This window comes from Crenobacter intestini, assembly GCF_004919095.1.
Lineage (GTDB): Bacteria > Pseudomonadota > Gammaproteobacteria > Burkholderiales > Chromobacteriaceae > Craterilacuibacter > Craterilacuibacter intestini.
Genome location: NZ_STGJ01000010.1, coordinates 18,445 through 29,789, shown reverse-complemented (window position 1 = coordinate 29,789; position 11,345 = coordinate 18,445). Strand labels below are relative to the sequence as shown.

Below are 11,345 nucleotides of genomic sequence, written 5' to 3'. Positions count from 1 at the left end.
AGCGCCTGAAGACCATCATGCCACCAGTCCTTTCCGCTTCCGCCCTTCCCGGGCACCTGCAGATGCGCCGCCAGCCCAGCCAGGCGCGCAGCCGGGATACCGTCCACAAGATCGAGCAGGCCACCCTGGCTCTGCTTGCAGAGCAAGGGTTCTACGCGCTGAACACCAACGCGATCGCCGAGCGCGCCGGCATCGGCATCAAGTCGCTGTACCACCTGTACCCGAACAAGGAGGCAATCATCGGGCAGTTGGTGGAAGAATGGCTGGAGGCGGTCTGTCGCATGCAGGAGCAGGTTCGCGAAGCCTTCCCGCAATGGCCGCTGCTGTACCTGAAATTCGACGAGGCGCTGGACGAACTGGACCTGCGCTATTCGGGTTACGGCCCGCTCTGGCGCGCAGTCACGCTGATCCCGGACCTGCAAGGGCTGGAGGACATGCACGAACAAAGACAAGTCCGATTCTGGAGCGGATGCTTTCGAGAACTGGGTTGCCGCTGGCCGGATGAGGAACTGGCGGCGCTGGCGACCTACTTTTACCGCAGCGGCGACTCCGCCCGGCAATGTGCGAGCGAATGCGGCACAGCCGGCCGCTGGGTGTGGACGATGCACCGCAACTGGCTTATCCGCACGATAGACACCGCGCTCGCAGAACCTGACGCCGGCAAGGCCCTCGCGGCGCTGGGTCTCGCCACGCCGGGCTGAGCCGGGCAAGGCGGAGCAGCCCCCTTCACCGCATCAGTCCTTCCATGGCATCCGTCATCACGCATCAGCAGCGAAACACCTGCCAGATAGTAAAAACGGCCTGCGAGCAGGCCGTTTAAAAATTCAAACATTTGTAAACGATCAGCGTCCGGCCTTTAGTTGCTGCCATAAGCGTGTATAGCCGCTGATCGTCGTCGGCTTGAGCGCGACCGTGACGAAGCTGCCTTTCAGGTCATCCTTGCTTGGGAATAGCACCCGCTCGGACACCAACGACTTGTCCATCAAATCTCGTGCGGCCAGCACTCCCGGGGTGTAGCTGACGAAGTTGCCGTTGGCTGCGGCCGTTTTGGGCTCAAGCATTGCGTTGATGAAGCGGTGCGCCTCAACACGGTTGGTCGCGCCCTTGGGAATGGTCAGGCTGTCGACCCAGATGTTCAGTCCCTTGTTTGGCATCAGCACCGCGAGGTTCACCCCACGGCCAGCCTCGGCAGCACGCTTGCGTGCGGTGTTGAGGTCGCCCGAGTAACCCATTGCCACGCAGACAGAACCGTCGGCCAGTTCGTTGGTGTACGACGCAGAATTGAACGTGCGGTAAGACTGACGCGCGGCCCTGAGGGTGGGCATCAGCGCCTGATAGTCCAAGAGCGCGTTGCTGTTGGGGTTCTTGCCCGCCCAGTGCAGCGCGGAGGCGAAATAGACGCCTGCCGAATCAAGCACACTGACGCCACACCCCTTCAGCTTGGCGACGACTTCGGGCTTGAACACCAGGTCCCATGGGTTGTCCGGCAACTTACCCCCTAGCGCCTTCTTCACCTTGTCGACGTTGATCCCGACCGTATTCAGCCCCCACAGGTAAGGCACCGCATAACGGTTACCCGGGTCGAACTGCTCCATCAGCTTCAGCAGTTGCGGGTCGAGGTACTTCCAGTTCGGCAGCAGGCGGCGGTCAAGCGGCTCGAACATGCCGGCCTTGATGCCCATGTCGACCGTGTACTGGGTCGGCACCACCACATCGTAGCCACTATTGCCAACCATCAGCTTGCTGCGCAGGATCTCGTTGCTGTCGTAGACGTCGTAGCGCACCTTGATCCCGCTACTTTTCTCGAATGCCGGCACCGTGCCTTCGGCGATATAGTCGGCCCAGTTGTAGACGTTGAGCGTGCCGGCGGCTTGCGCCACCCCCACGCTGCCCAACATCGCCAATCCCAGCGCACACCCTTTGACTGTCTTCATTCAGCTCTCCCTTTAGGTTCGGTCAAATCAGCGCCTCTTACCCGGACGCGTTACTACACATCAATGCATCAGCCCTTCCATCGCGTCGGCCGCCGCGCTGACGGTGCAGCGAACCCAGCTTGGCACGTGTGGCCGGTCAGCGAGCGCGTCATCCAGCGCAAACGAGGTACGGATCGCGTGGTAGCCCAGATAGCGCAGCGGCTCGGGTTCCCAGTGGCGCAGACTTGCGAGCGTACCCTCGCCGCGCACCCACGGCTGGCGAGTCAAAATCGTGTCTCGACCAAGCATCAGATCGGCCAGCGTGCGCCCCATCAGGTTGCTCGCGCCGACCCCTTCGCCACCAAAGCCACCGGCGCTGGCGATGCCACGGACACAGTCGCGTAGCGCAAACGGTGTAAAGGCGCGGGCGATCCCCAGCGAACCGCCCCAGGCGTGGCTGACACGCACGCCAGCGAGTTGCGGGAAGAACGCGCGCATCAGTTCGCCGCGCTTGGCAAGTTCTTCGCCCTGCGGGTCGAAGTCCCAACGCGCACGCCCGCCGAAGCAGTAGCCGCCACGCGCGCCGAACAGCAGGCGGTTATCGGCGGTGCGCTGGCCGTAGGTGATCCCGCGCGACAGGTCGGCAAACGCCGGCCGTCCGGCGAGACCGATTTCGTCCCACTGCGCATCGCTCAGGGGCTCGGTGGCGATGATCAGGCTCTGCGCCGCCTGCACCCGGCCGCCAAGCTCAGGTAGTGCGCCGCTCGCCCCCTCCAGCGCCGGCACGATCCAGCGTGCGCGCACCGCCCCGTCAGACAGACGCAGCCGGCCGTCGCCCAGGCCCAGAACCGGGCAGTGCTCGTGCACCGCCACGCCCAAACGGCGCACTGCGGCCAGCAGCCCCTGCACCAGCTTGAACGGATGCAGCGTCGCGCAATGCGGCGAGAACACCGCGCCGACAGCACCGGCCATCTGCAGCCGCACGGCAAGCGCGCTCTGATCTAGCCAGCAAAAGTCGGCCTCACCGTGGCCGGCCGCGCGCAGATCTCCAAGCCACGCGGCGGCGCGGTGGGCCTGCGCGTCGCCCCGCGCCGCGTACAGCACGCCGCTGTGCGCGAGATCGCACTCGATCGCCTCGCGCGCGCACACCGCCTTCACCTCGTCGACGATGCCGTAGAGCAACGCACGGGTCTCCTCGCGCGCATCCGGCGCAAGGCCGGTGAGCCAGCCCTCCTGCCCGGCCAGCCCGCCGATCAGCCAGCCGCCGTTGCGACCGGAGGCGCCGAAGCCCGCGTGTGCGGCGTCGAACACCTGCACCGACAACTGCGGGGCAAGCCTCTTGAGGTAGTACGCGGTCCACAACCCGGTGTAGCCGGCGCCGACGATCGCGACATCGCAGTCGTCGGCGATGGCGGGCGGCGTGTCCTGGGTGGCCGGCGGCATGGCGTGCCGCCACAGGCAGCTCTCGGGTAGACTGCTCATACGGGCGCCATCCAAAGTGGCGGAGTTTGCGCCGGCATCATCATGAAGAACTTGCGCACCGGCTCGAGCGAAGTCCAACTACCGTCAAAACCTGGTTCGAGCAAGAACGCGTCGCCGGCGCCGAACTCGACGCTGCACCCCGCAACGTCGGCGATGCGGACCCGCCCGGAGAGCAGAAGGCAGAATTCGTACTCATCAGGCAGTACCTTGCGTTTGCTGTACTCGTCGGAGGACCATAGCCCGGCCTGGCCGGAGAGGTGCTCGAAGAGCGGCCACAGCCGCAGCAGCGGCTGCCCACCCAACACCAGTTCGGGCGCGTCGCAATACTCCTCGGCCGCGGGCTGTCCTGCCCGGTTCACTACCCTGACGAAATCCGGCAACATGCATTCCCCTCCCTTCTCTAGACCATACGCATATATTAAGGGGGGGGATCGCACCATGTCGTTCGCGCGGGACCGCGCGAAATCCGCCTAGCCGAAGTAACGCTGCACGGTGGTACCGGTCGCTTCGCGGAAGGCCTTGTAGAAGGTCGAGGTGGAGGAAAAGCCTGCGGCGTGCGCCATCGCGAGCGCGCCCTTGGGGCGTTCGGCAGCGGGCAGCGAGAGCAGGTGGGCGACGCGCGCGCGGGAGAGGTAGGTATAGAAGCTCACGCCCAGCACGTGGTTGAGCGCGTGGGAGATCTGGTTGCGGGTGTAGCCGCTCGCGTCAGCGACCGCAGCAAGGTCGAGACCAGGGTCGAGGTAGGGTCGCCGGCTCGCGAAGTAGTCTTCCAGGTCGGCCACCAGCCGTGCCACGCGGATCGGCGATAGGCCAAGTCGGCCGGCGCCGCCCGCCACACCCTGCTCGGCGACTACGTTGTACACCCTGACCTCGATAATCAGGCCGTCACGCACCCGGACCATTTCGCTGCCGTGAAAGCGGGTCAGCCGGCCACCGGTAACGCCGCGGTTGACCGTGTAGCAGTACTGAAAGAAGGCAGTGTCGCCGTCGACGCGAATGCGGTCGGTATCCTCAAGCGACTCGCCCGCGCCGGAGGGCAGGCAGTCGAGCACGTAGTCGCGCAAGGCCGGCAACGTGAGTACGCCGTGACCGTACAAGTCGTGATAGCGGATATCGGGGTGGTAGAGCGCCACCACCGCGTCGGCGTCGAGCGCCTCCCACGCGCGGTGGTAGCGCTCGACCACCGCGCGGGTCTCTGAGCTAGAGCAAGCGTCAGTGGCGGACATCGCCGTCGCCAGCGGCCTTCACCGCACCGACCACGTCGGCGCCGAACAGTTCGGTCACGTCGTCGTGGTCGAACACGTAGTTCTGGTTGCAAAAGTCGCAAGTGATCTCGACACTCCCCTGCTCGAGGATCACGTGCGCGACTTCCTCGCCGCCCAGCATCTTCAGCATGTCGCCGACGCGTGTGTGGCTGCAGTTGCAGGCGAACGCCATCGGCTCGGCGTCGAAGAGGCGCAGCGCCTCGTCATGGTAGAGGCGGTGCAGCACCTCAGTGCCGGGTAACTCGAGCAGCTCCTGGCTCGACAGGGTGTCGGCTAGCACCTTGACGTGCTGCCAGCCCTCGGCGTCGCCGTGCCCGTCCGGCAGGCGCTGCAGCAACAGGCCCGCTGCGGCGCCCGCGTCGGAGGCGAGGATCAGCCGGGTGTCGAGCTGCTCGGAGCGCTGCATGTAGTTCTCAAGCATCGCGCCGATCGAGTAGCCCTCTAGCGCGACGATGCCCTGCCACGGCTCGCCCTGGCGCGGGTCGAGCGTGATCACGAACTGCGCGTGTTCGCCGAAGAGCTCGCGCGGGGAGGTGACCTGCGACGGCACCTCGTCCCACTTGGCGGTCGCGCGCAGCGTGCGGTCGCTGTTGCTCTCGACCACCGCCAGCCTGAGCGGGCCCTTGCCCTGGATCTGCATCACCAGCGTGCCGTCGAACTTCAGGTTGGCGGCGAGCAGCGCCGAGGCGGCCATCATCTGCCCGAGCACGTCGCGCACCGGCGCCGGGTAGGCACGGCGCGACAGCACCGCCTGCCAGGCGTCGTCCAGCCGCACCGTCGCGCCGCGCACCGGCGCGCCGTCGAAGATGAAGCGTTGCAGGGTGTCCTTGTGGTTCATGTTCATTCCTTGCTAAGCGGTAGGGTGTAGAGCGACATCGGCAGCGACGAGGACAGGTCGAACTCGCAGCCGGCGAGGATGCCGCGCTCGGCGATCTGCGCCGCGCTCAGGTCGTCTTCGTAACAGGTATACATCGCGCCCATCGCGAACGCGCGGCCCGAGCCGATCGCCCAGAAGCGGGAGAACTCGTAGACCTCGCGCATCGGGTAGACGCCGAAGATGCCGTGAGGGTTGGCCAGCAGCAGCATCAGCTGGCTCGACTCGTACGGGTCGTCGTCCTCCTCTTCCGGGCGCAGGAAGAAGTGGTCCTTCAGCTTGGGATGCAGCTTGCGGAAGGTTTCGAAGATGCCGGCACGGCTCTTGAGGTCGCGGCTCTTCAGGCTGCGCAAAGCGTTCTGCAGCACCAGGTCGTGCGCAGCGGAGCCGGCGATCGCCAGGTGGTGCTCGCCGATGCTGAAGATCTTGTCGTGGTGGAGGTCGTAACCGGCCAAGAGCTTCTGGTCGTCGCCGAACGTCGTCTGGCTGTCCGCGGCGATCGCGACCTCGCCCCCCTTCCTTACCACCACTATGGTCGTCATGCCCTCACCCAAAGCGTCCAAAACCGGTAAGATGCAGGCCGAAACGCGAAATTACAAGGGCGCGCCCACCGCCGTACCGACACCATGTGCCAGCTACTCGGAATGAACTGCAACACCCCGACCGACATCCTGTTCTCGTTCGAGGGGTTCCACCGTCGCGGCGGCCTGACCGACCACCACGCCGACGGCTGGGGCATCGCCTTTTTCGAGGGGCCGGGCGTGCGCGTGTTCCTCGACGACAAGCCCTCCAGCGAGTCGCCGGTCGCCGACCTGGTGCGCCGCTACCCGATCAAGTCGGAGAACGTGATCGCGCATATCCGCAAGGCGACGCAGGGCGAGATCAGGCTGGAGAACTGCCACCCCTTCGTGCGCGAGATGTGGGGGCGCTACTGGATCTTCGCGCACAACGGCGACCTCAAGTCTTTCGCCCCGCCCGCCGGCCACTTCTACCGGCCGGTCGGCGGCACCGACTCCGAACGCGCGTTCTGCCACATCCTGGAGACGCTGCGCCACAAGTGGGGCGCGATGCCGGAAACCGGCGCGCTGTACGCCGAGCTTGACCGCCTCGCCCGCGAGATCCGCGCCTTCGGCGTGTTCAACTTCATGCTGAGCAACGGCGAGCTCCTGTTCGCGCACTGCTCGACCCACCTGCACTTCATCGTGCGCCAGGCGCCGTTCAACACCGCGCACCTGGTCGACGACGACGTGTCGGTCGACTTCGCGACGGTGACCACCCCCAACGACCGCGTCGCGGTGATCGCGACCCAGCCTTTGACCGACAACGAGGCGTGGACCGCGCTCGCGCCGGGCGAACTCGTGCTGTTCCGCGACGGCACGCCGCTGTACCGCGACGCGTAGACTTGCTGTTGCGCCGGCCAGACAGCCGGCATGCCCCTGATGGCCACGCGGTCAAGCTGCAGTTATGCTAGAGAGATAACTCAGGATCGCGTGCCGCCATGACCCGTTTCGACTTCAACCATCCGCCGTTCGACCAGCTCGAACCCGCCGAACGCCAGAGCCTCGAGGCGCAGGCCGACATCGTGTTCTTCGGCGACGACGAGACCATCCTCGGCCCGGGCGACACGGTCGACGCGCTGTGGATCGTGCTCAAGGGCATCGTGCGCGAGATGGCCGGCGACGAGGTGATCGGCGTCTACCGCAAGGACGACGTGTTCGACGCGCGCGCGCTGGTCACCGGCGCCACCGCCCACCGCTTCGTCGTACACGAAGAGGCGCTCTTGCTGTCCCTGCCGCGCGCGGCGCTCATCGCGCTGACCGAGCGCAACCTGCGCTTTGGCGCGTACTTCTTCGCCAGCGTCTCCGAGAAGTTCGGCGCACTCTGGGAGCGCTCGGGCTCGCGCGAGCTGCAGACCCTGCTCACCGCCACGGTCGGCGACGTCGAACTGCGCACGCCGGTCTGCGTCGAGGGCAGCCTGAGCCTGCGCGAGGCGGCGCGCACGATGAAGGAAAACAAGGTCAAGTCGCTCTTGGTGCGCGACGGCGAGCGGCTCGGCATCTATACGACCACCGACTTTCGCGAGGTGATCATCGAGGGCATCCCCTACGACACCCCGCTTGCCGCGCTCGCCAACTTCAAGCTGGCGAGCGTCAGCCGCGACGACTTCCTGTTCAACGCGCTGTTGACGATGACGCGCAGCAATATTCGCCGGCTGGTCGTGCTCGAGGGGAGCGAGGCGGTCGGCATCCTGTCGCAGGTCGACGTGCTGTCGTACTTCTCCAACCACTCGCACCTGATCGCGCAGCGCATCGCGCGCGCCACCACCCTCGCCGAGCTCGCCGGCGCCGCGCGCCAGATCACCCGCCTCACGTCCATCCTCAACAGCCACGGCGTCAAGCCGGTGCAGCTCGCGCGCCTGGTACAGACGCTCAACGCGCAGCTGTTCGAGCGCACCTGGGCGCTGGTGGCGCCGGGCGAACTCGTCGCCAACAGCTGCTTGGTCGTGATGGGGTCGGAGGGGCGCGGCGAGCAGATCCTGAAGACCGACCAGGACAACGCGCTGATCATCCGCGACGGCTTTCCCGCAGACGGCGTCGAAGCAACATGCCAGGCCTTCTCGGCCGCGCTCGAACAATTCGGCTACCCGCCCTGCCCGGGCGGCATCATGGTCTGCAACGCCGCGTGGCGCTTCTGTGAAAGCGCACTCGCCGGGCAGTTGCGCCAGTGGACCTGGCAGCCGGCCGGCGACGCGCTGATGAACCTCGCGATCTTCGTCGACGCCGAGGCGGTCGCCGGTGACGCCGGCCTGCTCGCGGCGGCCAAGGCGCAGTTGGGCGAGCTGGTCGCCGACGACGCCGCGTTCTACGCGCGCTTCGCCGCCGCGATCGAACAGTTCGACACCCCGCTTGGCCTGTTCGCGCAACTGCTGACCCGCGAGGCCGACGGACAGGCGGTGCTCGACCTCAAGAAGGGCGGCATCTTCCCCATCGTGCACGGCACCCGCGCGCTCGCGCTGGAAAACGGCGTGCACGCGTGCAACACGCACGAGCGCCTGCTGGAACTCGCCCGCCTGGGCGTGCTCGGCGAGGAGATGGCTGAGGAAGTCGGCGAGGCGCTGGCCTTCCTGTTGGGGGTCAGGCTTGCCAGCGGCCTTGCCGCGCTGGAGGACGGCCAGGCGCCTGGCAACCTGGTCGCGCCCGAGCGCCTGAGCGCGCCCGAGCGCGACCTGCTCAAAGACGCGTTCGCCGTGGTCAAACGCTACAAGCAGCAGTTGCGCCACCACTTCAAGCTGGGGAGCTTCTGATGCTCGCCGCCATCAAGCGCGGCTGGCAAAAGCGCAGCCTGCGCGACGATCGCTACCTCGCGCTGTTTGACGAGCATCCGGACGAGCTCGTCAGCGTCGACTGCGAGACGACCAGCCTCAACGTCGGCGAGGCCGAGCTGCTGTCGATCGGCGCGGTGAAGATCCGCGGCAACCGCATCCTCGCCAGCGAGACCTTCGACGTGCTGGTGCGCCCCGAACACCGGCCCGGGGCCAAAAACGTCAGCGTGCACGGGCTGCGCCCGCGCGACCTGAGCGCGGGGCTCACGCCGGCCGACGCCGTCGGCCGGCTGCTCGACTTCATCGGCGGGCGGCCGCTGGTCGGCTACTACCTGGAATTCGACGTCGCCGTGCTCAACAAGTACGTGAAGCCGCTGATCGGCAGCACGCTGCCCAACCGGCAGGTCGAGATCTCGGCGCGCTACTACGACTACAAGTTCCGCCAGCACCCGGACAGCCACGTCGACCTCAAGCTGCAGACGCTGATCGACGAATTGAAGGTGCCGGCGCTGCCGCGCCACGACGCGGCGGGCGACGCGATCACCGCGGCGATGCTCTACCTCGCGCTGAAACGGCGCGGCTTCGGCTAGTCAGCCGCGCGCAGGTCGATGCCCTCGATGTTCTGCTCGATTGCGGCGCCGGGCGCGCAGCGCACGGTCGCGGCCGGACGTCCGTCTATGCTCACGTGCACGCCGGCTTCGACCTCGTGCCCATCGCTCAGGCGGTCCATGCCCCAGAACACGCTGTACTCGGTGTTGCCGTTGGGCAGGTTGACCGCGTACGAGAGATAACGGCCGACGCCCTGCCACTGCCAAGTCGACGCCGCCGCGCGCGGCACGCGCAGGACGATCTCGGGGCGCTGCCCGGGACGGCCGAAGGCATAGCTGAGGGTGCGCCCGGCGTCGCATACCTCGATCCGCTTTCCCTGCACGGTCCGGCAGGCAAACACGGTTTCCTCGCCGTGCAGGCACGTGGCGCCAGCGAACGTAGGTGCCGTCGCCATCATGAGGACGGCCAGCGCCCCGGCCCGCCGCCAGCCGCGCTCAGTAACCGCTCTCGGCATGGCGGGTCTCGACCAGTTGTCCGGCCCCCAGCGACATCATCAGCAGCGCGACGCGCTCGTGCACGATCACGGTATGCGTGTTGCCGCCTTGCTGCATCAGCGTGCGCAGGCGCTCGCGCACCGCCGGCACGCCGGTGACGTCGATGATCACGTCGAGGTCGGGCTGCCCGCCCACCAGCGCCTCGAAGTTGTCGCTGACCGCCACGCCACGCCGCGCGCACGCGCAAGCGCGATGCCCGGCCGCGAGAGGTTAAGGTCGGCGACGCCGCGCACGTCGACGAACGGCGCGTCCAGCAGTTGCGTCAACAAGGGCGCGCCGGTCTCGCCGGCGCCGATCACCAATACCGAGATGTCCTTCATCGGGTGTTTCTTTCCAGTCAGGGCAAAACGCGCAGCCTAGACCCGAAACCCGCAATGCATATTGCGTCAGGTCAACAAAAATGGCGCCGCAGGGGCGCCATTTTTGCAAGCACGCGACAAGCGCTTACTGCTTGACCAGTTCCAGCGGAACCGGGATGTTCTTCTCGACGCTCGCGCCGTCGATGATCTTCTTGGCGGTGTCGACACCGGCCTTGCCGATCAGCTCCGGCTTCTGCGCGACGGTCGCGGCCATGCGGCCGGCCTTGACGGCGGCGACCGCGTCGTCGGTCGCGTCGAAGCCGACCACCACCACGTCCTTCAGGCCGGCGGATTCCAGCGCCTGCAGCGCGCCCAGCGCCATCTCGTCGTTGTGCGCGAACACGCCGGCGACGTCCTTCTGGCCCTGCAGGATGTTTTCCATCACGCTCATGCCACGCGCGCGGTCGAAGTCGGCCGGTTGCTTGGCGGCAACCTTGATGCCGGCTTCCTTGTCGATCACGTTGTGGAAGCCCTGGCCACGCTCACGCGCGGCGGACGCGCCCGGGATGCCTTCGAGCTCGACGACCTTGCCCTGGCCTGCGAGTTTTTCCTTCAGAAAGTTCGCGGCCATCTCGCCACCGGCGACGTTGTCCGACGCGATATGCGCGACCACTTCGCCGCCTTCGACCGAGCGGTCGAGGGTGACCACCGGGATGCCGGCGGCGTTGGCGGCCTTCACCGCGGAGACCACGGCGGCGGAGTCGGTCGGGTTGACCAGGATGACCTTGACCTTCTTCTGGATCAGGTCCTCGATGCTGGCGATCTGTTTGGCCGGGTCGTCCTGCGCGTCGACGACGACCAGGTTCAGGCCCTGCGCCTTCGCCTCTTCCTCGGCGCCGTGCTTGAGCGAGACGAAGAACGGGTTGTTCTGCGTGGAGACGGCCAGACCAATGGTCGGCACGCCGCTGTCGGCAGCGGCGGCGGACGCCTCGGCCGAAGCTTCCGGACCCTGCTTGCTGCAACCGGTGGCGATCAGGGCCGCGAAGGCGGTGCCCATCAGCATTTTCACGAGCGAGTTCATCTTTTG

At 66.7% G+C, this 11,345-nt stretch carries 13 protein-coding genes and 1 pseudogene; 4 read left to right on the top strand and 10 right to left on the bottom strand.

Translation table 11 applies throughout. The features are described 5' to 3' along the window. Window positions 1-17 precede the first annotated feature (17 nt). Entirely contained in the window at window positions 18-701 is a 684-nt protein-coding gene (locus tag E5K04_RS09850) for a TetR/AcrR family transcriptional regulator (RefSeq protein WP_136553531.1), read from the top strand. 141 nt (window positions 702-842) lie between these two features. On the opposite strand, the gene E5K04_RS09845 is transcribed toward E5K04_RS09850, so the two are convergent. The 6 genes from E5K04_RS09845 to E5K04_RS09820 form a co-directional block, all read right to left on the bottom strand. Further along, complete coding sequence (locus E5K04_RS09845; RefSeq protein WP_136553529.1) at window positions 843-1,934, bottom strand: extracellular solute-binding protein; 1,092 nt, start codon at window positions 1,932-1,934, stop codon at window positions 843-845. Between the two features lie 60 nt (window positions 1,935-1,994). Further along, window positions 1,995-3,395 (bottom strand): NAD(P)/FAD-dependent oxidoreductase, encoded by a 1,401-nt coding sequence (locus tag E5K04_RS09840; protein WP_136553528.1) that lies wholly within the window; start codon window positions 3,393-3,395, stop codon window positions 1,995-1,997. Then, window positions 3,392-3,754, bottom strand: a complete 363-nt coding sequence (locus tag E5K04_RS09835) for a cupin domain-containing protein (RefSeq protein WP_168929203.1) — start codon at window positions 3,752-3,754, stop codon at window positions 3,392-3,394. Before E5K04_RS09835 ends, E5K04_RS09840 begins: the two co-directional genes overlap by 4 nt. A gap of 111 nt (window positions 3,755-3,865) precedes the next feature. Further along, window positions 3,866-4,621 carry a nuclear transport factor 2 family protein gene (locus tag E5K04_RS09830; RefSeq protein WP_136553525.1) on the bottom strand — a complete coding sequence of 252 codons (756 nt, stop codon included), beginning with the start codon at window positions 4,619-4,621 and terminating at the stop codon, window positions 3,866-3,868. Further along, the gene (gene hslO / locus E5K04_RS09825) at window positions 4,608-5,498 is read right to left on the bottom strand and encodes an Hsp33 family molecular chaperone HslO (RefSeq protein ID WP_136553524.1); all 891 of its coding nucleotides are present in this window, start codon (window positions 5,496-5,498) and stop codon (window positions 4,608-4,610) included. The genes E5K04_RS09830 and hslO overlap by 14 nt, the downstream gene beginning before the upstream one ends. A 2-nt stretch (window positions 5,499-5,500) precedes the next feature. Beyond that, window positions 5,501-6,076: an Ntn hydrolase family protein gene (locus E5K04_RS09820; RefSeq protein ID WP_136553523.1), complete on the bottom strand. Its 576-nt coding sequence runs from the start codon at window positions 6,074-6,076 to the stop codon at window positions 5,501-5,503. 84 nt (window positions 6,077-6,160) lie between these two features. Here E5K04_RS09820 and E5K04_RS09815 point away from each other — a divergent pair. From E5K04_RS09815 to E5K04_RS09805, 3 genes and pseudogenes are all read left to right on the top strand, one after another. Further along, window positions 6,161-6,928 (top strand): annotated as a pseudogene (locus E5K04_RS09815) (class II glutamine amidotransferase); the annotation flags it as partial. Window positions 6,929-7,032: 104 nt separating this feature from the next. Then, window positions 7,033-8,838, top strand: coding sequence for a putative nucleotidyltransferase substrate binding domain-containing protein (locus tag E5K04_RS09810; RefSeq protein ID WP_136553521.1), 1,806 nt, complete (start codon window positions 7,033-7,035; stop codon window positions 8,836-8,838). Continuing rightward, complete coding sequence (locus tag E5K04_RS09805; RefSeq protein ID WP_136553520.1) at window positions 8,838-9,446, top strand: 3'-5' exonuclease; 609 nt, start codon at window positions 8,838-8,840, stop codon at window positions 9,444-9,446. The genes E5K04_RS09810 and E5K04_RS09805 overlap by 1 nt, the downstream gene beginning before the upstream one ends. Here E5K04_RS09805 and E5K04_RS09800 read toward each other — a convergent pair. From E5K04_RS09800 to rbsB, 4 genes are all read right to left on the bottom strand, one after another. After that, complete coding sequence (locus tag E5K04_RS09800; protein WP_136553519.1) at window positions 9,443-9,919, bottom strand: hypothetical protein; 477 nt, start codon at window positions 9,917-9,919, stop codon at window positions 9,443-9,445. The genes E5K04_RS09805 and E5K04_RS09800 overlap by 4 nt on opposite strands. Beyond that, complete coding sequence (locus E5K04_RS16895; protein WP_235844336.1) at window positions 9,900-10,124, bottom strand: hypothetical protein; 225 nt, start codon at window positions 10,122-10,124, stop codon at window positions 9,900-9,902. The genes E5K04_RS09800 and E5K04_RS16895 overlap by 20 nt, the downstream gene beginning before the upstream one ends. Beyond that, window positions 10,067-10,279 carry a hypothetical protein gene (locus E5K04_RS16890; protein WP_235844334.1) on the bottom strand — a complete coding sequence of 71 codons (213 nt, stop codon included), beginning with the start codon at window positions 10,277-10,279 and terminating at the stop codon, window positions 10,067-10,069. Before E5K04_RS16890 ends, E5K04_RS16895 begins: the two co-directional genes overlap by 58 nt. A gap of 124 nt (window positions 10,280-10,403) precedes the next feature. After that, window positions 10,404-11,339, bottom strand: coding sequence for a ribose ABC transporter substrate-binding protein RbsB (rbsB, locus tag E5K04_RS09790; RefSeq protein WP_136553518.1), 936 nt, complete (start codon window positions 11,337-11,339; stop codon window positions 10,404-10,406). Window positions 11,340-11,345 lie beyond the last annotated feature (6 nt).